Raw genomic sequence first — 24,673 nt, forward strand, 5'->3', positions numbered from 1 at the left:
TATGAAACGAATATATTTAGTTGAAGATGAAAAACCCCTAACCAATTTATTAGTATCTTATCTGATAGATGCTAAGTACCATGTCAAGACCTTTGATAATGGATTAGATGCAAAGAATGCTATTTTAGAAAAACCTGACCTATGGGTACTTGATATTATGCTTCCTGGTATGGATGGATATGCCTTAATTAAAGAGATTAAGAATAATACCCCTCAAATCCCTGTCATATTCATGTCCGCTAGAAGTGCAGAACTAGATCGTGTAATTGGTCTTGAGATGGGAAGTGATGACTATTTACCGAAGCCATTCCTTCCTAGAGAATTGGTCTTAAGGGTAAATCGCCTTTTAAAGACAAGGCAGAAGAAACAAGGTGCAGCAATAGTTCCACTAGGTCCTTATTTATTCCATAGACAAAGAAGGATAATCATCATGGAGCATGAAGAAATATCCCTAACAGTAAAGGAATATGATATTTTGGAATTCCTTATAGATAACCGTGGTAATGCAATAAGTAGAACAAACATAATCGATGTGGTTTGGGGAACCGACTATTTTGGATCTGAACGGGTAGTAGATGACACACTTAGACGTCTTAGAAAAAAAATTCCCAAACTCCCCTTAGAAACGGTCTATGGCTACGGTTATATACTGAACGTGGAGTGATATAAAATGAAAAAAAATTTTAGGTCTATCAGTTGGAAAATATGGTGGTCAATGGCTGGGACCATAGTAGTGCTATTGATTCTAGTTTTATTTGCACAAACTCTAATTTTTAGTAAAGTAAAAAACGAATTTATTTTTGAACAACTAGAAGAATCAGCCATAGCTAAAAAGGCTGCACAACAGTCTCTTGTGCAATCTAGTGAAGAGAATGAGCCACTTTGGGTTGCTCATTTTGGAATTGAGAAAGATAAAAATAGATTTAATATAATTGTTGATCCATTCACTCAATCTCTATATATTGATAATAAGGAAGATGAACAAATCATCGAGAGAATTGTTGAGCGTGTATTAAAAGAAGGTATTAAGGAATATAAAGGTATAATCAGTAGTCATGGTTCCTCTCATTACTACTATGTGGATTGGGATAAAAGTGGTAAGGGTGCTATGGTATTTTTAACTTCGATCGAGGAAAAGCCTCCGTTTGAAATGGAAATTTTAGCGATTATAATAGGTCTTCTCATCATCAGTTTCTTTACCTCAAGGATTGTGGCAAAAAAAATCGCTAAGCCTATTCAAGACCTTGAAATCTTTGCAGAAGAAGTTTCTAAACGTAATTGGAAAGCCAAGGTCCCCAAGACTAATCCTGATGAGATTGGCCTCTTAGCAAAAGCTTTAGAAAACATGAGAGATTCATTAAAAATTGCAGAAGAGAGAGACCGACAATTTTTACAATCTACATCTCATGACCTAAAAACACCAGTTATGATCATTAAGGGATATGCTCAAGCTATATTAGACGGTGTAGATGTAGATTCTGAAAAATCAGTGGCCCAAGTAATCAAAACAGAATCAGAACGTTTAGAGAGAAGAATTACCCAACTCTTAAGACTAAATACCCTTGGTCATACACTTGAATATTGTGAAAACAGGGAAATTATTAGAGTTGATAGACTTCTTAAAAGCCTTGTAGCAAAGTTTAGTGTAGTTAGACCTAAACTTAATTGGGAACTAGATCTAAAAGAATTGGAAATTAAAGGTGATCCTGAGGCCCTTCTTATTGCCTTTGAAAATATCATTGAAAATCAATTAAGATATGCTAAAAGTTCAATTGGAATATTAATGGATGTGAATGAAAATATACAAGTAAAAATTTCTAACGATGGTCCTCCATTTGAAGTGAATAATCCCATGGAACTTTTTGATTCTTACAAGAAAGATAAAGAAGGTAAATTCGGACTTGGCCTTGCTATTGTAAAACAAGTCATAAACTCCCATGAAGGAACTATAATAGCTTATAATACAAAAAAAGGGGTTGAATTTAAAATTAGCTTTTAATACTATATGATTAAAGGCTATTTTTTATATTTTATTATATTAATCAGCCACCCTTATGCAATAGCCTCTGCTATGCATAAATAATATATCTTCTCATAAAACTATAATCCTTTTTTAACTACACTTATACAGATTTTATCTGCATCTATCACATTAATAAGTTCATAGTTTCCTTTTTTATTCATTTCAAAAAGAGCAAAACCAAAGTTTTCATATTTCTGTTCATCTTCTATTAAATAACCCACTAGTCTATGATCATCAACAACATCCATGTTATATATCATAATTGTTTCTTTAGCTTTAATCTGTTTTGAAATCATTTTTTCCATCGAATCAATATCAACTTGGGGACGAGACATCTATGTTTAAAAGAGAAGTATCTAATATTTCAAAGCTGTTACTCCCTTTTATATAATCTCCCCATTTTATCATTTACACTTTACATTAGAGTGCTGATATTTTTGTACATATTCATCTTTTAACATTGACATTAAATGAACATTATAAAACTTACCATTTTTTCTACAGTTGTTCCTCAAAACGCCCTCATATTTAAAACCTAGTGATTGATATAAGAAAGAAGCAGGATTCCCCGTATAATGATCAAGATACACTCTTTCAAGATTCCACTCTTCAAAACAAAGTTTCATAATTGCCTCCATGGCTTGTCTGCCATAGCCTTTATTTCTCAATGCAGGATTACCGATATAAATTCTGAACACTTCAACTTTCCAGTCCTCAATTAAATCTCCAAGTATAATTCTTCCAATTGGCTTTCTTGTCTCTTTAAGGACTATAGTATACTGCCTCTGGTTAGGATTATCATCATAATGAATATATGTGCGTGCAACCATCTCATAGCTTTGATTTTCAGAAATACTAAAAAATTCATTCACCTCAGATGTTAATTCCCACTTGTAGAAAATATCAATATCATCCCATATAGAATTCCTAATGATTAAGTCTTTTGTTTCCATGCGATTCTCCCCCATATTTTAATTGCTAATCATAATTTATAAATACAGTATATCATAATTATATATTATTAATTTCATGAAACAATAAATGTTACCTACATTTAGTCATTGTGTAAAAACTCCAGTCCTTTATGGTACGGTTTCACCATTTCGCTATAGCTTCGGTTTTTTCTTATACTAGATATCCATATGTTGTAGGTTAAAAATTTGATAATGATTCTAAAGAATATTTCATAAACTCTTTTAATAATGGTGATAGCCACTTATTTTTATGGTAAGCTAATTGAGTTAAGAATTTAATTTCTTGATCTTCACTTCCTATTATTTTTACTTTTTTATCTCTAATTAAATCTTTTACACACATTTCAGGTAATAAGCTAATGCCAAGTTCACTTGCTACACATTGTTTTATGGCTTCAATAGTTGAAAATTCTAATGTACTTATTGGAGTTATACTTTTGTTGTATAAATAGTTTTCAAAAAAACGTCTTAGGGCACATTCTTTTTCTGTGAAAATAATACATTCCTTACTTATTTCATCTTTATTATCTACACTTATTTTCTCCACATTATTTCCTAAGCCACTTATAAAAACAAGGGGTTCTTCATTAACCCTATTTACTACTAAATCCTTATTATCTATAGCTGGTTCAAGGGTTATTGTTAAATCAACTTGTCCAGTATATAGCTTTTCTTTAAGTTTTGAACAATGATCACTTATTAGTGTAATATTAACATTGGGATAATTTTCTCTAAATCTAGATAAGACAGGCTGTAATCTATATACTATTATGGATTCAGAAGCTCCTATGGCAATATGTCCATTTAGATTGTCTTTATCTATTGAAATATTTTTGATTTTATTATGAATATCTAATAGTTCAACCACATACCCATATAACTCTTTTCCTACACTAGTTACACGAATCTTTTTTCCTAATCGATCAAATAAGGGTGTTCCTATTTCTCTTTCAAGTATTTGTATGTGCTCAGTAACAGTAGACTGTCCATAATTTAGTTCTTTAGCTGTTTTAGAAAAATTTCTCAGCTCAACTACTTTTTTAAATGTTTTCAACTGACGAATTTCCATTTCCATATCCTCTTTTCACAATCTGTTATCATTAATACCGAATATACGTATCACTTATTTCGATTTTACCGAACCATCTAGTGATGCTATAATTTTATTACGAAGTACAGAAATTGTAAATGCTTTACATTCGAAAGGGGAATTACTATGAAGAAAGTTTGTCTATTACTTGCTAATGGATTTGAAGCTGTTGAAGCAAGTGTTTTTACCGATGTAATAGGTTGGAATAATTTTGAGGGAGATGGTACTACAAAATTAGTAACTGTTGGAGCAAGGGATACGCTAAAATGTACATGGAACTTTACCGTTACTCCTGAGCTTCATATAAAGGACTTAAATGTAGATGATTTCCATGCTTTAGCTATTCCTGGTGGTTTTGAAGAGGCTGGTTTTTATGAAGATGCATATAGTGAAGATTTTTTAAGTGTCATCAAGGAGTTTGATAGGCAAGGAAAGATTATTGCTTCCATTTGTGTTGGATCACTTCCAATTGGTAAAAGTGGTGTTTTAAATGGGCGAAAGGGAACGAGCTATAGTCTTAATGATAGAAAAAGACAAAAAGAGTTAGCTCAATTTGGTGTAAATGTTATCCCTGATCAGCCAATAGTTATTGATAACAATATTATAACTTCATACAATCCTGCCACAGCCTTTGATGTAGCCTTTACTCTTTTAGAATTACTTACATCAAAAGAAAATACACATAATGTAAAAAGGTTAATGGGCTTTATATAATAGACACTCATGCTTATATCAAAAGTATCAATCCCTGCTCAGGATAGCTTATTATTTAAATTTACAGTTATGCTAAACATTGAATTTTCATCAATAAACTTACCGAACATATTGATATAACTTTGTTTCATGGAAAACTATAGTTACTTATGGTACGGTTCAGCTCACGAAATCCTAAATTTCTATATTTTATCCTCTCTAAAATGATTTTTCTTGCATAATATGTAATTATCGGTAAACCGAATGCATTGGTACCCACGTAAAAAAAGCTACCTCTTTGATTGAGATAGCTTTCATCTTATCTGCTTTAATAATTAATCCTTAAAATAGTATTTTCCTTAACAATTTCTAATAAAAGCATCTTTTCACTTGTAGGAATGTATAATTTGGCTTTACCTATTTGTGATTCACTTCTGCGATATAAATCTTTGAATTCATTCTGCCTGCAATATCTATTGCTTCGCCGGCATCATCCACTGATAAAATAAACCTTCTAGATACCACATCCTTACCAATATGCAGTTCCACATTTGGTCTGGATTTGATTGAATCTGTATGCATTGTGTTTATTTCGGTCCAGTTCCACATATTATGAAACTGGATTCCACAGACAGTGTACAGAATATCCACTCCTTCTTGTGAAATCACATGTTTTCTGTCCGAAAAAGTGGCAAGAATCATGATCATTCCAAATGGCAGGTAAAACCAGTTATGATTTACAGCTGCGTTATAAACAACATAAGCTCCAAAGATGATAACTGCCACCTTTACCCACAGTTTTCGTTCCGGCATGATTCCGTAATATTCCATAGTATCTCCTCTCTTATATTAGCTAGATTTGTTTCTATACGTTCTTACATAATCCAGCAGTTCTTCTTTCTGCAAGAGCCTTCATAGCCTTTTTATGTGCTTCTTCAGGTGCACCCGCAGGTCCATGACCCTTTTTTAGCTTACCAAACATATTCGTTCTTGATCCATCAGCATATAAAATATTTCCACCCCAACTTACAGTAACAATAGCATAAATAGGGTTGATAATATTCATGAAGCAATATGGCAAGTATGACAATGTTGGAACTCCAAGTACTGCTGAGTGGTATGCACCGCAAGATGACCAAGGGATAAGTGGTGACCATAAAGTACCACCGTCTTCAAGTGTTCTTGACAGCATGTTCCTACCAAGACCCATTTCGTCAAAGTTATTCTTATACATTGATGAAGGAATGATTAATCCTAAGTACTGGTCGCACATAGTTGTGATACAGAACATTGAAGTCGCAATAGTAACAACAACTAACTGGAATGGAGTCTTAACCTTCTTGATAAGTCCACCAAGAAGTGATTCTACTGAACCAATCTTCTGAAGTATACCACCAAAAGCAACCGCAACTATTACAAGATTGTTAGTCCAAAGCATACTATCCATACCACCCCTGTTTACAAGCTTTGTAAACAGTGCGTTTCCTGATTCAGCTGCATATCCATAGTGTAACATTTGGATGCAGTCAGAGATTCCGGCACCCTGGAAAATTAAAGCAAATGCACATCCAAACAAGGAAAGAAGTACAACTGAAGGAATAGCTGGCATCTTTATTACTGCTACTACTATAATCAGTAAAATAGGAATAAGAAGAATTGGACTCATATATGTATAGTGGTCAATGATTGCAGCTGATAACTCATTTGCAAGAGTAGGGTCATAGTTGCCAACCTTTGAAAGTGAGAAAAATGCATATATACATGTTGCAATAACTACACTTGGGAAAGTTGTAGTTACCATAGCTCCTACATGATCAAAAAGTCCAGTCTGTGCAGAACCAGCAGCCAGATTTGTTGAGTCTGAAAGTGGTGAAAATTTATCGCCACAACATGCGCCTGACATAATAGCACCTGCAATAAGTGCTGGATTTAGTCCCATTGTTGTACCTATAGCCATAAATGCAATACCAAGAGTTGCTGTTACTGTCCATGCTGATCCAAGTGCAACACCTACAACTGCACAAAGAACTGTTACAAATGGAAGGAATACAGCCGGTGTAAATAGCTTCAACCCATAATAGACTACCGCCGGGATAGTTCCACATGCAGTAAATGAACCAATCAGGCATCCCACAAGAAGAATGATAATGATTGCTTCAAGGGACTGATTAACAGCTTCCAGACCTGCAGCAAGCATTTCTTTGTAGTTGTAGCCGCACAGTTTTCCAATAATCATGGCCACTCCACATGTAAGAGTTACAGGAATATGAGGATCCATTCCCCAGTCAAGTGCATAGTTTGTGATCATTACTGTCAGAAGAAAAACAATTGGAATAAGAGCTTCTACTTTGTTAGGCAATCTGACTATTTTGTTTTTTTCACTCATAAAAACACCTCCGAAAATATAATGATTTATTAAATTACAATTCCATCATAATATTCTCTCCGTCAAGGAAGTGTCAATAAATATGAATATTAGTCAATTTTTTTAATATTTATTTTTGATATTTCTCCCTTTCGATGAAAGCATTAACCTCTTCAGCCCAAGAATACTGAGCCATATATTCCCCATGATAAAGCTTTCTGCCCTCTACACTGTTTTCTACCCATTTAAAGTAGTCACACTGGATACATTCTAAGTTTGACAGTCCAATCTGACCTCTTGCACTATATATTATTTTTCCACATCCAAGCTGGTTCAACACATCCTGCAAGTCTTTTTTCAGCATCCTGTAGTACGAATCATGACCATCTTCCTCCCATAGAGTTGCAATTACTTCCTTTGAAGTACATCTTGCGCCCTTTCTGTGAACAAGATATGCCAGAAGCTCCTTTGTCTTTTCAAATTTAAATTTTACAAGTTTTCCATCTATACATATCTCAAAATTTCCAAAGCAGGTTATCTGTATCCTCCGTTCCTCTTCCCCTACTGGATTCTCCTGAGATGAATATCTAAGATTTTCAAGTGCATGACGTATCTGCTCCACATTTGCTGGCTTCATGATATAGTCACTGGCATCCAGTCTAAATGCCTCTCCCATATGATCCGAATAACCAGTCACAAATATGAAGTTGGTCTTAGGGTACAATTTCTTAAGCTTGTTGGCAAACTCTATGCCATTTAATCCCGGCATTTGTATATCAATAAAGCAAACATGAAACTGCTGCTGCTTGGCAAGCTCCAGTGACTGAACAGGATTATTTGCCGTTACAACTTCTGCTTTTTCATCAGCTTCACATATTAATGCTACAAGATACTCTGCTGCAATTATCTCATCGTCCAATACTAAGTATTTCACGTCGTTCACCACTCTCCAGTCTTACATTTTTTCTTTCTCCCGGAATAATAATTTTTACAGTTGTTCCAATTCCTACAAGACTTGTAATTTCCATTTCTGCCTTAACCGTACTTTTTAGCCGTTCATTTACATTATGTATGCCAACATGAGGCTTTCCATCATTTAATGCCTTGTCTATTTCAAAGCCTATTCCATTATCTGCAATTGTTATGATGTGATCCCTCCCCCGCTTTTCTGTAGAAATCTTTATTGTTCCTCCCTTAAGCTTTTTACATATTCCGTGCTTGACTGCATTTTCCACAATTGGCTGCAACGTCAGGCTTGGCATATTAAAATCATCTGATTTTATATCATATTCTACCTTTACCCGATCCCCAAATCTCAGTTTTTCTATATCAAGATAAATATTTGTATGCTCCAGCTCCTGAGAAAAAGGATGTGTGTCCTTTTCGCCCATGCTATACATATTTTCCCTAAGATATCTGGAAAATTTTACAGTAGTTTCCTCTGCAAGCTTCGGATTTGCTCGGCAAAGTGCAGTGATCGTATTTAATGTATTGTATAAAAAATGAGGCTGTATCTGTGAAAGCATCAATGATACTCTTTGCTCCCTCAGCTTTATTTCCTTTTCCTCATTTACCTGCTGTGATATATATACATGTATTACAAGGTAATAAAACAAAAATGCTACAGCATAAGTTTCGTTCAATATTCCTGGTCGTACCCCTATTGATTCCATAATATTTGCAGTCATCAACACGGCTATACAGAAGAATACACCAAGAAGATTTACATCTGTTTTTCTGTAAAATTTCATATTCAATACAAAAAGGAATATAACCCAATATACCCAGTCCGTAACAATAAAGGTATATCCCACAAGTCCAAGTTCAAGGCTCCCATCGGACCCAAAATAAAATACATTATTTTTAAAAAATGCACCACAGTAAAAAAGGAAATTCACTATGACGGGAACATAGATTAATTTATTTTTTGGTTTCACCATATTTATGATTGTAGCCATAACCAAAGGTTTTAGAGAGTAATAGGTTATACCTGTTATGATGAGCGGCAATCCCACTATAGCTTGCTCCTTAAGATAATTCATATAGAACTCCGCTATAGACAGAATCAAAAGCAGTGTCATATTTATAACCATTCGTTTTTTTATAAATATATCTACTGCCGATTTCATGGAAACAACAAAATATATACCCACTACCATTGCAATAAGTATATAGTTTTCAACAAGATAATTTTGCAAATATGTCTCTTTCACTTACTTCACCTCATACTATTCAAAAACACTTTAAACTGCTTAGCCTCATTTCAAATCAAGTGAATTTTAGTGACATGACCACTTTTTCGCAAAATGGATATGTCATTTTTTCACTTCCATATAAACATACAATAACTACCACTAGGAATTTTATTTTTACTTGTAATATTACTATATCATGTTTACTTAATTAATCAATATGCACATGTGAAGTCTGTATCTGATGTTACTATCAAAAGATAAAAATAAGGCTTCCAGCAGTCGGTGATTGTTACCGAAAGTCTGGAAACCTCTGATTTAAGCCTTTCTGGACCTATTTATTTTTGCGTGACATCAAGACAACTATCTCCACGTGTGTCATATATGGAAACATATTATAAAAAAACCGCAGTCATTTATGGTACGGTTCACCTCACGAAATCCTAAATTTCTATATTTTATCCTCTCTAAAATGATTTTTCTTGCATAATATATAATAATCATAAAATGGTCATGAGGTGATAAAGTGTATTACAATTTGTATATGCCAATTAATTATAGCATCACAATTAATACCAATTCTCGAATCCTTACTTTATTTCGTAACGGACAGTGGTTTAAGTCTTATCCTGTTGCTATCGGTAAACCCTCCACCCCTACACCAAAAGGAACCTTCAAAATTATCAATAAAGCTGTAAATCCTGGAGGTCCCTTTGGCGTACGTTGGATGGGTTTAAGCAAGCCCCACTATGGCATTCATGGTACTAATAATCCATCCTCTATTGGAAAAGCCGTATCTCATGGATGTATAAGAATGTACAATAAAGATGTGATTGAACTTTATAATCTTGTTCCTATAGGAACTTCTGTAAAAATCATATAATCTTTTTATATCGTCAAAAAATCAGAGCCTAGATTTTAATCTTTTCATTCAGATTAAAATCTAGGCTCTTGATTGATTATTAATTTAAATCTTTTTTTATTTTTTCAATTTCTTCTTTTGCACTACTAATCATATTTGCTCTTTCATGCAATGCTTTTTCTCTAGCCTTATACAAAGCTATAGTTTTTGGATCACTGCTTAAATAGTCTAATCTTTCTTCAGCTTTTTTATTTTCTCTTCAAAAGTATACGTAATCCTCCCCGCTCCTTTTGGGTTCTCAAATTCAATAGTATCATCATTGATCCATGTAGGTAAAAATTCTTTCGTAATTGAAGTAGTAATCTTTTTTGTATGTTTATTTCTAAGATCATGTATATATAAATTTACTTTCTCTTTACTGTTTTTAAAAGCATCATAATCAAGAATATCAAATATTACGGGATAATCACTATAAACAATCATTTCATTATTAGGATTCAACTCCCATTCAAGCCCCATTCCCATTGGTAAATAAGAATTATCGAATTTTTCTACATCCCATGAATTTATATTTATTTTAAATAAAGATTCTGTATCCGGACCTACAGCTGAATATGTCCAAAAACTCTTATTATCCTCTGTCCATTCTAATAAACCAAGCCCAAATTCACATTCATTATTCTTTTCTAATTGATCAATCGTATATGCTTTCAAAACATTTCCTTTATCATCAATCAATCTTACTTCATCATCACATTCTATTGCAATATATTTTTCATTAGGAGATACTCTAAAATCTAACCCTTGGCATGAATAGATTTTTGTTCCTTTTTTATGGATATCATATTTCCATAATTCATCTATCCAATCATTCTCATCATATCCACCATCTCCAACAATTCTTTTTATAATATATAGATTATTATTACGATATTCATGACTATGATAATGACCCACAGAAACATCTGATAGTGTTTGAAATCTCTCTCTTTTTCCCTTATCTATATTTTCTAAATACAAATCAGCTTTTTCATGCTCTTCCTCCATCTCACATACGACTTTTACATTTTCTTTTTCATTTGCTTGGACTTTAATAGTTGTTGTAAACATAATAGCTATTAATATACCTATAGCAATCATATATATTTTCTTATTCACACTGATCCCTCCATATTTTGTTTCTTTAATTTTTACGATGCATACTTATATTTACTCGTCAGACAATAAAATCTATACAATACAATCCTCCTTATTATTAGTTAAACACATTATGTAATAATATTCCAGAATTAAAATAAATTTGAGTAAAAAAGTAGGCAAAAAACATGCCCTTTGACAAAACCGAAAATTCAGAATATAATAGACCATATAGTCTAGACTACATGGTCTAATCTTAATATAATAAACTTAGGAGTGATTTTACTTGGATAAAATGGATCACACAAGAAAAGAAGAACTTTTAGAAGCTGCTCTTGATGAATTTATTAACAATACCTATGATGAAGCTTCTTTAAATAACATTTTAAAAAAAGTAAATATGAGCAAAGGCGCTTTTTATTATCGTTTTAAAAATAAAAAAGAATTGTATTTGTATCTATGTGAAAAAGTACAAAAGGAAAAGCTTGAATATATCAACAAATGGCTACTAGATCAAGCTATTGATTACAACAATCTAAGTATATTTGAATTACTTCATTTACAGGGTAGAGCTGGTTTTGAATTTGGAGAAAAATATATAAAATATTTAAAGCTCGGTCAAAGATTTATGTCTGAAGAAAATCCAGAAATCAAAAAATATATTTATGAAAAAATAAAAAACACCTCTGAGAATATATTCGATCCCATTATAGAAAGAGGCATTGCAAGAGGAGAATTAAGGGATGATTTTTCAAAATCCTTTATAAAAAAAATACTCTACCATTCTATGTTTAACTATACCAACATTCTTTTAGATGATTATGAAGCTTTATCCCTCGAAGAACAACTTGAATCTTTTCACCATTTTATTGATTTCTTGAAAAATGGTCTAAGTAAAAAGGAGGGGTAATCCATTGGAATTCATAAAGGTAGAAAATCTGAGTAAACACTACAAAATGGGAGAAGTAACGGTAAAAGCATTAGAAAGAGCATCCTTTCATATCAACGAAGGGGAATTTGTAGTCATCTTAGGTCCTAGTGGTTCGGGAAAAAGTACCCTCCTTAATATTTTAGGAGGAATGGATCAACCAACAAAAGGAACTTTTCACTTAATGGACCAGAATATCACCTCTTATAATGATAAAGCATTAACCAATTATAGAAGAGATAAAATAGGATTTGTCTTTCAATTTTACAATCTAATGGCAAATTTGACTGCTCGTGAAAATGTAGAGCTTGCTACAGAAATTTGTAAAAATCCATTAGCTATTGATCAGGTTTTAGAGGATGTGGGATTAAAGGATAGAAAGAATCATTTCCCCTCTCAAATGAGTGGAGGTGAACAACAAAGAGTTGCCATTGCAAGAGCAGTAGCAAAAAATCCCTTATTATTATTATGTGATGAACCAACTGGTGCTTTAGATTATGAAACGGGCATTGCCATATTATCTTTACTCAGTAATATTAATAAAAATTATAAAAAAACGGTCATCGTCATTACTCACAATGCTCCCATTGCACAGATGGCCGATCGTGTGATCAAAATGAGAAGCGGTGAAATTATAGAAAACTATTTGAATGAAAATCCAATAAATCCTGAAAGGATTGAATGGTAATGAAAAAATTAAATCTAAGACTTTTACGGTTAATGAACCACTCCAAGGGCCAATCTATTGCCATCATATCCGTCATTGTAGTAGGTTTACTCATCTATACAGCCATGAGCATGGCTGCTATTAACCTTGAGAATACAGTGAACTATTATTATAAAGCTAACCATTTTGCAGATATTTATGTTCAGGTTGTTAAAATTCCTGAAAAAGCAATAGAAAAGATCAACGGAAAATTTGGTATTACTCTAGCACAAGGTAGAATTGTAAATGATGTTCCCCTAAAGATTAAGGATGGAAAAGAAAGAGTATATGTAAGAACTATTTCTATACCAGATAATGACTTTTTGCTGAATGATTTATATTTAGTTGATGGTAGTCCTATAATTAATAAGAGTAAAGATGCCTACGTCATAGAACAATTTGCAAAGGCTCGAAATATTCAAGTTGGAGATACCATAAAGCCTCAAATTTTAGGAAAAGAGTATCATCTAAAGGTAAAAGGCATTGTTGCAAGTCCTGAATATATCTATCTCATGGAAAATGAACAAAGTCTTCTTCCTCAACCAGAAAAATTTGGTGTCCTTTATATTTCTGATCAATTAGCAAGACAAAGCTTTGGTTTTGGCAGTAGCTATAATGAAATTGTCTTAAAATCCAAAAATGAAAATCACCTAGAACAGATAAAAGAAAAATTAGAAAAAGAACTTGATCCATACGGAGTAAAAAGAATCATTATAAAAGATGATCAATTGAGCAATCGAATGTTATCAGAAGAAATCAAACAGCTAAAAAACACATCTAAAACTATTCCTGTACTCTTTTTAGGGGTTGCCTCTGTGATTCTTGCTGTTATGATTTCAAGAATGGTTAGGAATGATCGGGTTTCAATAGGTCTTTTAAAAGCTCTTGGTTATAGCAACATCCAAATCATTTCCCATTATACAAAGTATAGTCTCATCATTGGTGTTTTAGGAGCTATCATCGGAACAAGCGTAGGAATGTTTTTCTCAAAGCTTTTGACAAATATGTATATACAGTTTTACAACATCCCCATGCTAAAAGCCACCTTTCACATAAAATATATTCTCTTAGCAGTCCTTCTATCCTCTATATTTTGTGTTATTTCTGGCTTATATGGAAGCATGAAAATACTAAAAATATTTCCAGCTTCAGCTATGCGTCCAGAACCTCCTTCATCAGGAAAAAGAATTTTTTTAGAGAAAATAAGCTTTTTCTGGAAAAAAATCAGTTTTAGCTGGAAAATCGTTTTGAGAAATATTTTAAGAAGTAAAAAAAGATTTATATTCATTACTTTAGGTTTGTCTTTATCCTTTAGTATGCTATTTCTAACAGTTTATCAACAAAATGCTTTCTTTGATATTTTTAATAATCATTATGGAGAATTTTTAAGATTTGATTATAGCATCAATTTTAATCAACCCTTAAATCAATCTACCATCAAAGAATTTGAACACATTATAAATATAGAAGCTATAGAGCCAAAATCTGAATTCCCTTTTGAAATCATTCATGGTCATAAGAAAAAAGTTGTCACCATTATAGGTCTTAAAAAAAATACACAGTTCTATAATTTTATCAATTTAAAGGATAAAAAAACAAATCTTCCTCCAAAGGGTATCCTTCTTTCTGAAGGTTTAGCAAATTATTTAGGTATAAAAAAAGGTGAATTCATAGAAATAAATAGCTTTATTCCCTATCGAGAAGATGTATCTATGGAAGTAAAAGGGATTATCAAGCAAAGCTTAGGGATCAATGCTTATCTATCTATAGATACAATGAATAAAGCATTATTAGATGATGAATTAGCAACAGGAGTGCTTATCAATTCAAAAGATCCTATAAAAGAAAAATTAGAAGATGTAAAAAATATTTCAAGCTTACAATCTCTACAAGATCTAGTAGATACCTTTTTAGACCTTTTAGCGCTATCAAAGGCTTCTATTGGAATTATGGTTATTTTTTCAGGTATTTTAGGATTTGCTATCATCTACAATACCACAATCATGAGTATTTCAGAAAGAAAGCTTGAATTCTCATCCTTACGGGTAATGGGTTTTTCTCGAAAAGAAATTTACCTTATTTTATTAAAAGAAAATTTTATCATGACATTCTTTGGTATCCTCCTTGGAATTCCTATAGGACATTTGATGATTCGAGGTGTAGAAAAAGCTTTTAGTAACGAATTATTTACATTGCATTCAAAAATAACAGGTAGTACTTATATGACAGCTATCTTTCTTACTATTTTCTTTGTATTTTTAGCACAGCTTTTTACCTTAAGAAAAATATACAAATTAGATTTTTTAGAAGCACTTAAAAATAGAATTTCATAGTGAGGTGTGAAAAATGAAAAAAAAATGGATCATTATAGGAATCATGATCCTCATCACAGGAGGAATTCTTTACACAACAAAGAGTAAAAATAAAATATCTGTAGAGGTTTCAAAAGCTTTTATAGGTGAAGTTTCAAAATATGTAGAAGAAACAGGTACTATAAAATCTCACCATCAAAGAATCGTTCATGGAAATAGTTCTGGAGAAATCACTACTATTCATGTAACGGAGGGAGACTTAATAAAAAAGGATCAATTATTAGCAGAAATCAATACAGAAAAAATCAACCTTAAAATAAAAGCTTTCGCATCTCAAATTGAAAGCTTAAAAGCTGAATACCAAGAAACCATCAAGCCTACTGATAAAGAAAAAATATCTCAAACGGAAGGAAAAGTTGCAAATGCTAAGCTTGAGCTTGATGAAGCAAAAAAGAATTTGACTCGTAATAAAATCCTCTATGAACAAGGTGCATTAAGCAAGAAGGTTTATGAAGATGCTGTTAAAGATGTTTCTATAAAAGAAAATTTATTAAGTATGGCTACAAACGAATTACAATTACTAAAAAATCCTGTATCTTCTAATATAAAAGATAAGTACCACTCTCAAATTTCTCAACTCCTTTATCAAAAAGAAGTTTTAGAAAAAGAAAAGGAAGATTTATTAATCAAAGCTCCTATGGATGGCATCATCACAGAAGTATTTGTAAAAAATGGAGGATATATTCAACCAGGTACACGTCTTTTAGAAATAGCTAAAAAAGATGATCTATATGTAGAGGTAGATGTATTAGCCAGCGAAATATCTGAGATGATAGAAAAAAATCCTGTATTCATTGAAAGTGATGATTTAAATATCAAAACGCTACAGGGAACTGTCACAAAAATTTTCCCAAAGGCTTTTAGCAAGGTTTCTGATCTTGGTATTGAACAAAAAAGAGTTCGTGTTCATACTTCTATTTCTAAATTTGAAAACCTTAAAATAGGTTATGAAGTAGATGTGAAATTTGAAGTTACGCACAAAGAAAATATTTTAACCATCCCTGAAAATGCTATTTTTTCTATAGATGATGAAAAATATGTATTTGTCGTAGACAATCATAAGGCTCTTTTAAGAAAAATTGAAACTGGATTAGAAGGCGAAGATCATGTTGAGATTCTTTCAGGAATAAAAAAAGGAGATCAGGTAATCCTTTCTCCTAGTGATGAGATTGAAAATGGCACTTTAATAAAAGTTGAAAATCCATCCTAAAATATTCATACACCAAAGGCAATCTTTAAAATAACCTATAAAGATATCCCTTTGGTGTATAAGTTAGGTTAAAAATCACTATTCTATAACCCGAACAATCCATTCCTTTCGTATTTCCCACAAAGCTGCTCTTTTTGATTGGGATAAAACAATACTATCATCAAATAAACGGTCCCAGCTTTTCTTTACCTTTGCTTTTAAATGAGGATAAAAATTTTTCATATATATATCCGTTTCATCTTGAATCCCTTGCTTTTCTAAAAGTGCTTCATATGCTTTAGCATCCTCTTCATCTTTAGGAATATAAGAAAGGTTCAAAATACGGTTCCATTTTGCTCGATCAAATACAAGGGCTTGATCACGATCTACTTTTATCTCTAAAACACGAGTGTCAGCATGATGTTCAACATATTTTAAATCCGTAAATAGCCAAACAGGATATTCTGCCCCTTCTGGTTTAGGAACTATTTTTTCTGCCTTATGAATAAACCAATTATAAGAAGTTAGAAAAGTATGGGCTACTTGTCCATATTTTTTTGTAATATATTCTTTTTTCACATGATATATACCTTTTTCTTCAATGGTATCTAATACAATCTTTCTTTGAGCGGCATATAAGGTGATTTTTTCTTTATCCATATTTTCACTCCTTCTATATACTTTTATTTACCCTTGTAAAACATCTACCACCCATTCCTTTTTAATCTCCCATAGAGTTGCTTGTGTAAAACATGTCTCTTCATTCGTTATATAAAACATTCTTTCCCAGCTCTTTATAATTTTATTTTTTAGTAGTGGATAGAAATTTCCTTTATCCCCCATAATCAAAGCAGATTCATCCCCTATACCATATCTTTTTAATTCTTCATTATGTTTCTTTTCATCTTGTTTATCAATAGGAACATACCAATAATTTACCACATACCCCCATTTATCAAAATCTGTAATCACCACATCTTTTCGATCTACTTCTAACTCTAATACCACCGTATTTTCTACAAGCTGAAGCCTATTTTCTGATGATGTTGAAAGCCAAATAGGATAGGTTACCCCTTCTGGTCTAGGGACAAACCTTTGTGCATGTTTTATGTACCAATCATATAGCTTCAAATAATAATCTGATATAGTGTCATTTTTCTCTATGATATGTTCTTTTTTAGCTCGATAAATTCCCTTCTCTTTTAATTCTTCCCACACCTTTTTATGCTGTCTTGTCCATAATCTTATTTTTTCATTAGAGCTATCCAGATTTTTCGTCATATGCATTCAGATACTCCTTTTTTAATTACATTTTATAGTAAATTATACTGCTTTTCAATTTACATGTCTGATTTATTTGAAAATTAAAAATTCTATTGTTTTAAGCCAATCCTATCCATCCTCAAAATTTCAATATTTTAACAAAACAAGTTTTTACTGATAAAACAAAAACTGCTCTAAAAAGCAGTAATTTATCTTTAAGTACATAGCTAATCTATCTGAAAATCCTATTCCTCTATCCAATTAGGAAATCTTGATATTTATCTATTAAATCTAAATAATTCTAACTCCGGTCTGTCTTTTCCTAAAATGGAATCTCTTAATAATTGCCCACCCAAAATAGAATATAGAATTCCATTTGCTCCATATCCTAAAGAAAAATAGCAATTAGGGAAATCTTTATATTCTCCAATATAAGGCAATCCATCTTTTGTTACTCCAAATAATCCACTAAATTGGTATTCAGGGGCTATATCCTTTATTTCAGGAAAATATGACTTCAATCGATTCAATAATAGTTCATATTTTTTATTAGATACCAAATCATCATTAGATAAATTAGACATTTTACTATTTATTCCTCCTACCTTCTCGTCCTCTCCACCTATAATGATTCTTTTATCCCCTGTAATTCTTAAATAAGTATAAGGATCATTATTATCTCTTATAATACATTGATGAAACCACCCATTAAAATTCTTTACAGGTTTTGTGACAAGGGTAAAGGTTCTAAGTAAATGAACTATTTTTTCTTTAATATATTTTCTTCCTTCATAGCCGGTAGCAATAATTACTTTTTTTGCTTGAATATTAAAATGATTTTTCGTTTCCAATAATACATGCTCCTCTTTGGGATATATATTTGTAATCTCTGTATTTTCATACACTTTTAATTTGTTCTTTACAGCCTTAGCAATCAGTGCATGGGTAAATCGATAAGGGTCTATTTGTGCTGCTCCAAATTTCGAATAAATCCCACCTTCTACTGGAAAAGAGAATCTTTTTTGTGCATCTTTTTTATCTAAAAATTCTACATGAAATCCATGTTTTTTTCTTGCATCAAATTCTTTTTTTAAAGAAGAAACCATTGACGCTTTTGTTGCATAATAAAAACATTCTGTTAATGAAAAATCACAATCATCTTCTAAATCATTTATTATTTTTTCTATATCATAAACTGCTTCTTTGCAAAGTTCAAAGGATTTTACCCCTTTCTTTTCTCCTATCATACTGATGAGTCCATGTAAATCCGTATCAATTTCATATTGTAATATAGAAGTAGATCCACTAGTACTTCCATATCCTATAATATTTTTATCTACAAGGACTGTATTTACACCTGACTTAGTCAAATAATAAGCAGCTATTGCGCCACTTATCCCCCCTCCAATAACTAAAACATCACATGTAATAGATTCATTTAAATAATTATATTGATTAGGAATCTTATTTATATTTGTCCAAAGCATATTTCCAGCTACTAACTTCATTATATAATCCTCCGTTTAATGATTAACGTTGTTATCTCAATATTATTATTTATTTATAAAGAATTATTATTCCTAAAAAAAATGCACATACTATGATTGAGGTGAAAAAAGTGAAATTATTTATACCAGATATTGCATACATCAATCCTAAAAGTTTAAATTATAATGTAGGAAAAACGGCAAAAGAATATTTAGAAAAACTACATGTTCCTACCATTGATTCTAGAAAAGTTGAAATTAACGGAGCTTGTCCTTCTGAGAATTATGCAAAAGCAAAGAAAACTATTTATCTTACTGTAAATGCTCAAAAAAAATTAAGGCCCTGTAAACCTTCTGCAGATTATCAGTTTGCCTTATCTAGTTCATGCCCTGGTCACTGTGAATATTGTTACTTACAAACTACACAGGGAGAAAAGCCTTTTATGAAGGTATTTGTAAACATTGAAGAAATCCTACAGGTTATTCAAAACCATATAGATAAAAATTTACCCAATATCACTACTTTTGAAAGTGGAAGTATTACTGATCCCATCGCTCTTGAACATTTAACGGGAAACCTTAAAAGATGTATTGAATTTTTCGGAAAAAGTCAAAAAGGCAGACTTAGAGTCATTACTAAATATAATAATGTAGATTCTTTTTTAGATATCCATCATCATCAACATACAAAATTTAGATTTAGTATCAATACAAAATATGTAATCAATAACTTTGAGCATCATACAGCTAGCTTCGAAGAAAGAATAGCAGCTTCCAGAAAAATTGCTCAAGCAGGATATCCTATAGGATTTATTATTGCACCTATTATGATTTATGATGGTTGGAAAAGTGAATACGAAGAATTACTTTCTCACTTAAAATCTCAGTTAAAAGATTATCATGAAGAAATTACTTTTGAACTCATACAACATAGATTTACAGCCACTGCTAAAGAATTAATTCTCACAAGATTCCCTAAAACAAAACTTGATATGAACGAAGAAACAAGACAGTTAAAATGGGGACCCTATGGAAAATTCAAATACGTTTATCCTAAAGAAAAAAGTACTGAGATAAAGAAATATATTACAGAACTTATCCATAGCAACTTTGAAAAGGCTCTCATTGAATATTTCACATAAATGAATCATTCCTTTCAAACTCATATTTTTATTTGAAACACTTTACCTTCTCTAGTATATAGCTGATTATCACTTTTTGTCGTATAGCACCCAATTTCACTTCCTAATCTCCTATAAAGTGAAAATGATTTTTCATGACTAGATTTAAGAAAAATATTTTTTATACCTTTATTCTTATAATGAGGAATAATCATTTGACTGAGCCACTTATAACCATTCCCACGAGCATCTGGTGCTATATGAAAATAATTTAACATAACATTATTTTCATTTATTACCTCATTATTTATTTTTACTTTCAAATAATGATTAAAATCAATTTTTCCACCTTCTATAAACACAACTCCAACTACTTCCTCTCTCTTTTTCATCATATGGGTATGAATCCAAGCATCATCTGTTTTTTGTATACTCTCCATCAGCTGACAACAATGATAAACTTCATTATAATCATCCCAATTATTTTTCATCTTCCATAGCATATTTAATACGATAGGTTCTAGATATTTAATATTGAACCCTTCTACTACCTTAAATTCTAAGTCATTTATTTTTTTTAATACTTCCATTATTCAATCTTCCCTCCATCATCAATTTTAAATTCACTATAATTTCAATTCTATCTTATATCTATATTTCAATATCTTATCACATAAAATTTTCTTTATTTTATCACAATTCTATTAGATCTGTTTATCATTTTAAAGCACTTCTGTATTTTTCATAGTGTACAAGCCTTCTTTTTACTCTATTAGATCATATAAATTCATTTGCCTTTTTTCAGTAACAGCTGTCCTATGATTTGCATATCATATATTAGAAAAATTTCTATCTTGCGTTAATCTTTACAATAAATTATTGAATAAAAAGGAGGTCCTTTAAAATGAATGTTCACGATTTATTTGAACCTATGCTATTTCCTGCTAATCAAATGGGGCAGTTTGAAGAGTTTATGAATCAATATGGGGATAAATCCGAAAAATATATTTTAGATGAAATCATTAGGATTAAAGATTCTGTTCCTGAAAAGACATTACAACAATACATGAAAAATCTTGATTTGCTCTCCCAAACAGAAGGCTTTGTCTCCAATGAACATAGAAGAAAAATTGATAATATCAAAAGAATTCTCTCCACAAATACTTCAGCTACACAACAATCTGCCACATCACAGTCCTTTGCTACAAGTTTACTTTTGTGGTTCTTAATTTTAGTAGCCATATGGAGAAAGCCACCTTATAAACCATATCCATCTAGACCGTATAGACCTTATCCGCCTTATAGACCTTATCCACGCAGAAGATCTCCTTTCTATCCATTTTTTTAATTTTTAAAAACTGTAGCGTCTTGTAGGCGCTGCAATCTTTTTTATATTAAATAAAGAGGAGATTTTTCTCCTCTTTATCTAATCTCAAAATAATATTATATTTTTTAAAGCATTTATTTCTAGCTCTGTTAATTGATCTTTTCTAGTTTGTATCCATTTTAACTTTAAATCAGTTTTATTTTTACCCTGCTATACTTTTAACTTCTTCTAATTTTTTATAATCAAATTCTATATGCTTTAATAAACGATCATACAATTGATCTAATGTCTTAACAATTGTTTCTTGATCTTCATTTTTAATAGCTTCTCTTAGAGTCTTTCTAAGGGCTTTTCCTTCCTCACGTTTGCTCTCTTGTGCTTCTCTCATACTAGCTATTTTTTCCTTTTTGTTTTGGAAAAACTCTTTCTTTTCTTCTTTTTTAGTAACTCTTAAAGCTTTTAATTCTTCTTTTGTAATTTCTCCAGATTTAAGCTTTTCCTTCATCTCAGCTTTCTTTGCATCCCATGACGACTTTAATTCTTCTTTCTTTTCTTCTCTTATTTCTTCCTTAATTCCTTTGATTTGATCATGAATCCCTTTATGTTCATTAAATTTATTTTCCCATTGATTCAGTGTGTCTGGTGCATATTCTTTTACTATACTTAAAAACTTTTCCTTCTTCTCTTCTCTTTTTTCACTTTTTTCTTCTCTCTTCGCTTTTCTTTCTTCCTGTTTTTCTCTAAATTTCTCAGCAATTACTTTTTTCTTATTTACTTCATTAGGTACTGAAGTATTGTTATCTGCGAATGCTAAGGATGGAACTAGTAAAGCCGTACATAAACAACAACTCATCATTACCTTCATTATTTTCTTTCTTAACATTTTCACCACTCCTTAAATTTATTTTATTTTTCTTTGTATCTATATCATAAAACTTAAATGTGGTGAAAAAATAGAATAACTGTGTAAAATTTGTGTGAAAAATATTTTATTTCTATTTACTATACTTTTTCATGTTATAATCAAAAAAAAGATAAAGGAGGGCTTCTTATGGAACATTGTACAATTTCATACAATTCTTTGCTGATTATTGTATTACTAGCAGCATTTGTACCATTTGTTATTAAAAAATTAAAATGGTTGCCCATTCCCATTGTTGTAGGAGAAGTCATTGCAGGAATGATTATTGGTAAAAGTGGTTTTAATCTCATAGATGAATCCTCTTGGTTAAGCTTTCTTTATACCTTTGGATTTGCCTTTTTAATGTTTTTATCCGGACTAGAAATTGATTTTGATTTGATCAAATCTTCTGGAAAGAAATCTAATGAAAAATATCATGAAAAACCAGTTACGCTAGCAGTTGTTTTGTTCCTAGGCACAATTATTTTAGGCTATATCATCGCTTATCTTTTGAAGGAATTTGGTTTTATTATCAACGTTCCTTTGATTACTTTAATTTTTAGCACTACCTCTTTAGGAATCGTAGTTCCTACTTTAAAAGAAAAGTATCTTTTAAACAATGAATACGGTCAAACTATATTGTTAGGTTCATTAATAGCTGATTTTGCAACCATGGTTTTAGTAACCATATATATTTCTTTCTACACTTGTGCAGCAACTTATAAAGTATTTTTAGTACTTTTATTATTTGTAGCCTTTTTTGTTCTTTACAAAATGGGACTAAAAATTGCAGGAAAAAAAATTATACAAGATCTTGCTCATGCTACATCACAAATAAAGGTTCGAGGTGCTTTTGCCCTCATATTGATTTTTATTGCATTGGCGCAAAGACTGGGGACAGAAATTATATTAGGAACCTTCTTAGCAGGTTTAATTGTTTCCTTGTTGGATTCTAGAGAATCCTCCCAATTGTCTTTAAAATTAGATGCCATTGGTTATGGTTTTTTTATCCCTATATTTTTTATTATGGTAGGGGCCAATTTTGATATTCGATCTGTAATCAATAATCCTAAGTCCATTATTCTACTTCCAGCACTATTGCTTTCTGTTTATGCTGTAAAAATAATTCCTTCTTTGATTTTAAAAGTAAAATTTTCTATGAAGGAATCTATTGCTGCTGGGTTTTTATTATCTTCTAGATTAAGTTTGATTATTGCCACTAGTGCCATTGGACTAAAGCTTAACATTATTAGTGAAGAAACTAATGGAGCGATTCTCCTTGTAGCTATTCTTACTTGTACATTATCACCTATATTATTTAATAAATTATCTCCAGTTTGTACTGTTTGTAATAAGAAAAGTATTTATATGGTAGGGGTAAAGCAAAAGACTCTGCTTTTAGCTAAAAGACTTCAAAAATCTGGCATAGATATTACTTTTATCACCCATAATCCAGAAAAATATGAAAAAACCCTTAAACAAGGTTACAAGGTATATTTAGGAGATACATTAGATATTGATTTTCTTAAAACAACAGGTATACAAGATGCAAAAAGTGTCATTATCTACAAATCTTCTGATGATCTTAATAATGAAATTTGTAAAATTTGTAAAGAACTACTACAAATAGAAAATGTTCTTCTACTTACAAATAGTCAAGAAAATCTCTTAAAAGAAAATAACTATGGTGCAACGATCATCTCCCCTGAATTTGCTACTGTATTTATGGCAGAAAATTTGATTTTACATCCAAAAGCCTTTACTCTTTTATTTGAAGAAGAGGACGACGATTTTTGTATGGCAGAAATTCAGCTTAAAAATCCAAGTTATTTTGATTACCCCGTAAGACAATTACGATTACCTGGAGATTGTTTGATTCTATCTATCATTAGAAAAGGTGTGAAAATTATTCCTCATGGAAACAATATTTTAAGAGAGGGAGATTTGATTATGCTATTAGGATCTAAAGAAAATATGAAAGAGACAGAATTACTATTAGAAACTAATACATAAAAAGGATAGGCCAATGCCTATCCTTTAATC

Annotated in this window: 24 protein-coding genes; 11 read left to right on the top strand and 13 right to left on the bottom strand. The window is 31.3% G+C overall.

Translation table 11 applies throughout. The features are described from left to right. The first annotated feature begins 1 nt into the window (after nucleotide 1). Complete coding sequence (locus K7H06_RS16035; RefSeq protein ID WP_223037038.1) at nucleotides 2-664, top strand: response regulator transcription factor; 663 nt, start codon at nucleotides 2-4, stop codon at nucleotides 662-664. A gap of 6 nt (nucleotides 665-670) precedes the next feature. Then, nucleotides 671-1,999, top strand: coding sequence for a HAMP domain-containing sensor histidine kinase (locus K7H06_RS16040; RefSeq protein WP_223037039.1), 1,329 nt, complete (start codon nucleotides 671-673; stop codon nucleotides 1,997-1,999). Between the two features lie 101 nt (nucleotides 2,000-2,100). Here K7H06_RS16040 and K7H06_RS16045 read toward each other — a convergent pair whose 3' ends face one another. The 3 genes from K7H06_RS16045 to K7H06_RS16055 form a co-directional block, all read right to left on the bottom strand. Then, a complete protein-coding gene (locus K7H06_RS16045) occupies nucleotides 2,101-2,319 on the bottom strand; it encodes a hypothetical protein (protein ID WP_223037040.1) in 219 nt (72 codons plus the stop codon). A gap of 108 nt (nucleotides 2,320-2,427) precedes the next feature. Next, nucleotides 2,428-2,976 carry a GNAT family N-acetyltransferase gene (locus K7H06_RS16050; RefSeq protein WP_223037041.1) on the bottom strand — a complete coding sequence of 183 codons (549 nt, stop codon included), beginning with the start codon at nucleotides 2,974-2,976 and terminating at the stop codon, nucleotides 2,428-2,430. A gap of 199 nt (nucleotides 2,977-3,175) precedes the next feature. Further along, the gene (locus K7H06_RS16055) at nucleotides 3,176-4,066 is read right to left on the bottom strand and encodes a LysR family transcriptional regulator (protein ID WP_223037042.1); all 891 of its coding nucleotides are present in this window, start codon (nucleotides 4,064-4,066) and stop codon (nucleotides 3,176-3,178) included. 147 nt (nucleotides 4,067-4,213) lie between these two features. Between K7H06_RS16055 and K7H06_RS16060 the strand changes: the two genes are divergently transcribed. Next, nucleotides 4,214-4,801 (top strand): DJ-1/PfpI family protein, encoded by a 588-nt coding sequence (locus K7H06_RS16060; RefSeq protein ID WP_223037043.1) that lies wholly within the window; start codon nucleotides 4,214-4,216, stop codon nucleotides 4,799-4,801. A 396-nt stretch (nucleotides 4,802-5,197) separates the two neighbouring features. Here the strand turns inward: K7H06_RS16060 and K7H06_RS16065 are convergent, their stop codons facing one another. From K7H06_RS16065 to K7H06_RS16080, 4 genes are all read right to left on the bottom strand, one after another. Next, entirely contained in the window at nucleotides 5,198-5,611 is a 414-nt protein-coding gene (locus tag K7H06_RS16065) for a hypothetical protein (protein WP_223037044.1), read from the bottom strand. A gap of 34 nt (nucleotides 5,612-5,645) precedes the next feature. Next, nucleotides 5,646-7,166 (bottom strand): Na+/H+ antiporter NhaC, encoded by a 1,521-nt coding sequence (nhaC, locus tag K7H06_RS16070; RefSeq protein ID WP_223037045.1) that lies wholly within the window; start codon nucleotides 7,164-7,166, stop codon nucleotides 5,646-5,648. A 109-nt stretch (nucleotides 7,167-7,275) separates the two neighbouring features. After that, entirely contained in the window at nucleotides 7,276-8,079 is an 804-nt protein-coding gene (locus tag K7H06_RS16075) for a response regulator (protein WP_223037046.1), read from the bottom strand. After that, the gene (locus K7H06_RS16080) at nucleotides 8,054-9,187 is read right to left on the bottom strand and encodes a sensor histidine kinase (protein ID WP_223037047.1); all 1,134 of its coding nucleotides are present in this window, start codon (nucleotides 9,185-9,187) and stop codon (nucleotides 8,054-8,056) included. The genes K7H06_RS16075 and K7H06_RS16080 overlap by 26 nt, the downstream gene beginning before the upstream one ends. 676 nt (nucleotides 9,188-9,863) lie before the next feature. Between K7H06_RS16080 and K7H06_RS16085 the strand changes: the two genes are divergently transcribed. Next, entirely contained in the window at nucleotides 9,864-10,220 is a 357-nt protein-coding gene (locus tag K7H06_RS16085) for a L,D-transpeptidase (RefSeq protein WP_425514924.1), read from the top strand. Nucleotides 10,221-10,427: 207 nt separating this feature from the next. On the opposite strand, the gene K7H06_RS16090 is transcribed toward K7H06_RS16085, so the two are convergent. Next, nucleotides 10,428-11,357 (bottom strand): hypothetical protein, encoded by a 930-nt coding sequence (locus tag K7H06_RS16090; RefSeq protein ID WP_223037048.1) that lies wholly within the window; start codon nucleotides 11,355-11,357, stop codon nucleotides 10,428-10,430. A 274-nt stretch (nucleotides 11,358-11,631) separates the two neighbouring features. Between K7H06_RS16090 and K7H06_RS16095 the strand changes: the two genes are divergently transcribed. The 4 genes from K7H06_RS16095 to K7H06_RS16110 are packed head-to-tail and all read left to right on the top strand — an operon-like array spanning nucleotide 11,632 to nucleotide 16,552. Then, nucleotides 11,632-12,246 carry a TetR/AcrR family transcriptional regulator gene (locus K7H06_RS16095; RefSeq protein WP_246637718.1) on the top strand — a complete coding sequence of 205 codons (615 nt, stop codon included), beginning with the start codon at nucleotides 11,632-11,634 and terminating at the stop codon, nucleotides 12,244-12,246. A gap of 46 nt (nucleotides 12,247-12,292) precedes the next feature. Then, the gene (locus K7H06_RS16100) at nucleotides 12,293-12,952 is read left to right on the top strand and encodes an ABC transporter ATP-binding protein (protein WP_281426070.1); all 660 of its coding nucleotides are present in this window, start codon (nucleotides 12,293-12,295) and stop codon (nucleotides 12,950-12,952) included. After that, on the top strand, nucleotides 12,952-15,303 hold the full coding sequence (locus tag K7H06_RS16105) for an ABC transporter permease (RefSeq protein WP_223037051.1): 2,352 nt from the start codon (nucleotides 12,952-12,954) through the stop codon (nucleotides 15,301-15,303). Before K7H06_RS16100 ends, K7H06_RS16105 begins: the two co-directional genes overlap by 1 nt. Before the next feature lie 13 nt (nucleotides 15,304-15,316). Then, on the top strand, nucleotides 15,317-16,552 hold the full coding sequence (locus tag K7H06_RS16110) for an efflux RND transporter periplasmic adaptor subunit (RefSeq protein ID WP_223037052.1): 1,236 nt from the start codon (nucleotides 15,317-15,319) through the stop codon (nucleotides 16,550-16,552). A 78-nt stretch (nucleotides 16,553-16,630) separates the two neighbouring features. On the opposite strand, the gene K7H06_RS16115 is transcribed toward K7H06_RS16110, so the two are convergent. The 3 genes from K7H06_RS16115 to K7H06_RS16125 all read right to left on the bottom strand — a co-directional run bounded on the left by K7H06_RS16115 (nucleotide 16,631) and on the right by K7H06_RS16125 (nucleotide 19,302). Continuing rightward, entirely contained in the window at nucleotides 16,631-17,191 is a 561-nt protein-coding gene (locus K7H06_RS16115) for a DUF3841 domain-containing protein (RefSeq protein WP_223037053.1), read from the bottom strand. A gap of 27 nt (nucleotides 17,192-17,218) precedes the next feature. Then, a complete protein-coding gene (locus K7H06_RS16120; RefSeq protein ID WP_246637556.1) occupies nucleotides 17,219-17,818 on the bottom strand; it encodes a DUF3841 domain-containing protein in 600 nt (199 codons plus the stop codon). A gap of 254 nt (nucleotides 17,819-18,072) precedes the next feature. Beyond that, a complete protein-coding gene (locus K7H06_RS16125) occupies nucleotides 18,073-19,302 on the bottom strand; it encodes an NAD(P)/FAD-dependent oxidoreductase (RefSeq protein WP_223037054.1) in 1,230 nt (409 codons plus the stop codon). A gap of 110 nt (nucleotides 19,303-19,412) precedes the next feature. Between K7H06_RS16125 and splB the strand changes: the two genes are divergently transcribed. Continuing rightward, nucleotides 19,413-20,423: a spore photoproduct lyase gene (gene splB / locus K7H06_RS16130; RefSeq protein WP_223037055.1), complete on the top strand. Its 1,011-nt coding sequence runs from the start codon at nucleotides 19,413-19,415 to the stop codon at nucleotides 20,421-20,423. A gap of 20 nt (nucleotides 20,424-20,443) precedes the next feature. Here the strand turns inward: splB and K7H06_RS16135 are convergent, their stop codons facing one another. Further along, complete coding sequence (locus tag K7H06_RS16135; RefSeq protein WP_223037056.1) at nucleotides 20,444-20,992, bottom strand: hypothetical protein; 549 nt, start codon at nucleotides 20,990-20,992, stop codon at nucleotides 20,444-20,446. A 314-nt stretch (nucleotides 20,993-21,306) separates the two neighbouring features. Here K7H06_RS16135 and K7H06_RS16140 point away from each other — a divergent pair, with 314 nt between their 5' ends. Beyond that, the gene (locus K7H06_RS16140; protein WP_223037057.1) at nucleotides 21,307-21,750 is read left to right on the top strand and encodes a hypothetical protein; all 444 of its coding nucleotides are present in this window, start codon (nucleotides 21,307-21,309) and stop codon (nucleotides 21,748-21,750) included. A 181-nt stretch (nucleotides 21,751-21,931) separates the two neighbouring features. Here the strand turns inward: K7H06_RS16140 and K7H06_RS16145 are convergent, their stop codons facing one another. Beyond that, nucleotides 21,932-22,612, bottom strand: coding sequence for a hypothetical protein (locus K7H06_RS16145; protein ID WP_223037058.1), 681 nt, complete (start codon nucleotides 22,610-22,612; stop codon nucleotides 21,932-21,934). Between the two features lie 168 nt (nucleotides 22,613-22,780). On the opposite strand from K7H06_RS16145, the gene K7H06_RS16150 reads away from it, so the two are divergent. Beyond that, entirely contained in the window at nucleotides 22,781-24,643 is a 1,863-nt protein-coding gene (locus tag K7H06_RS16150) for a monovalent cation:proton antiporter family protein (RefSeq protein ID WP_223037059.1), read from the top strand. The last annotated feature ends 30 nt before the right edge of the window (nucleotides 24,644-24,673 follow it).

Source organism: Crassaminicella profunda (assembly GCF_019884785.1).
In the GTDB taxonomy this organism is placed as follows: Bacteria; Bacillota; Clostridia; order Peptostreptococcales; family Thermotaleaceae; genus Crassaminicella; species Crassaminicella profunda.

Coding starts and splice junctions, on each gene's coding strand:
- K7H06_RS16065 (WP_223037044.1), bottom strand. CDS start 5,611: ATGGAATATTACGGAATCATGCCGGAACGAAAACTGTGGGTAAAGGTG.
- K7H06_RS16120 (WP_246637556.1), bottom strand. CDS start 17,818: ATGCATATGACGAAAAATCTGGATAGCTCTAATGAAAAAATAAGATTA.
- K7H06_RS16095 (WP_246637718.1), top strand. CDS start 11,632: ATGGATCACACAAGAAAAGAAGAACTTTTAGAAGCTGCTCTTGATGAA.
- K7H06_RS16040 (WP_223037039.1), top strand. CDS start 671: ATGAAAAAAAATTTTAGGTCTATCAGTTGGAAAATATGGTGGTCAATG.
- K7H06_RS16080 (WP_223037047.1), bottom strand. CDS start 9,187: ATGAATTATCTTAAGGAGCAAGCTATAGTGGGATTGCCGCTCATCATA.
- K7H06_RS16150 (WP_223037059.1), top strand. CDS start 22,781: ATGGAACATTGTACAATTTCATACAATTCTTTGCTGATTATTGTATTA.
- K7H06_RS16055 (WP_223037042.1), bottom strand. CDS start 4,066: ATGGAAATTCGTCAGTTGAAAACATTTAAAAAAGTAGTTGAGCTGAGA.
- K7H06_RS16100 (WP_281426070.1), top strand. CDS start 12,293: ATGGGAGAAGTAACGGTAAAAGCATTAGAAAGAGCATCCTTTCATATC.
- K7H06_RS16110 (WP_223037052.1), top strand. CDS start 15,317: ATGAAAAAAAAATGGATCATTATAGGAATCATGATCCTCATCACAGGA.
- K7H06_RS16125 (WP_223037054.1), bottom strand. CDS start 19,302: ATGAAGTTAGTAGCTGGAAATATGCTTTGGACAAATATAAATAAGATT.
- K7H06_RS16140 (WP_223037057.1), top strand. CDS start 21,307: ATGAATGTTCACGATTTATTTGAACCTATGCTATTTCCTGCTAATCAA.
- K7H06_RS16045 (WP_223037040.1), bottom strand. CDS start 2,319: ATGATTTCAAAACAGATTAAAGCTAAAGAAACAATTATGATATATAAC.
- nhaC (WP_223037045.1), bottom strand. CDS start 7,166: ATGAGTGAAAAAAACAAAATAGTCAGATTGCCTAACAAAGTAGAAGCT.
- K7H06_RS16135 (WP_223037056.1), bottom strand. CDS start 20,992: ATGGAAGTATTAAAAAAAATAAATGACTTAGAATTTAAGGTAGTAGAA.
- K7H06_RS16145 (WP_223037058.1), bottom strand. CDS start 22,612: ATGTTAAGAAAGAAAATAATGAAGGTAATGATGAGTTGTTGTTTATGT.
- K7H06_RS16050 (WP_223037041.1), bottom strand. CDS start 2,976: ATGGAAACAAAAGACTTAATCATTAGGAATTCTATATGGGATGATATT.
- K7H06_RS16105 (WP_223037051.1), top strand. CDS start 12,952: ATGAAAAAATTAAATCTAAGACTTTTACGGTTAATGAACCACTCCAAG.
- K7H06_RS16115 (WP_223037053.1), bottom strand. CDS start 17,191: ATGGATAAAGAAAAAATCACCTTATATGCCGCTCAAAGAAAGATTGTA.
- K7H06_RS16060 (WP_223037043.1), top strand. CDS start 4,214: ATGAAGAAAGTTTGTCTATTACTTGCTAATGGATTTGAAGCTGTTGAA.
- K7H06_RS16035 (WP_223037038.1), top strand. CDS start 2: ATGAAACGAATATATTTAGTTGAAGATGAAAAACCCCTAACCAATTTA.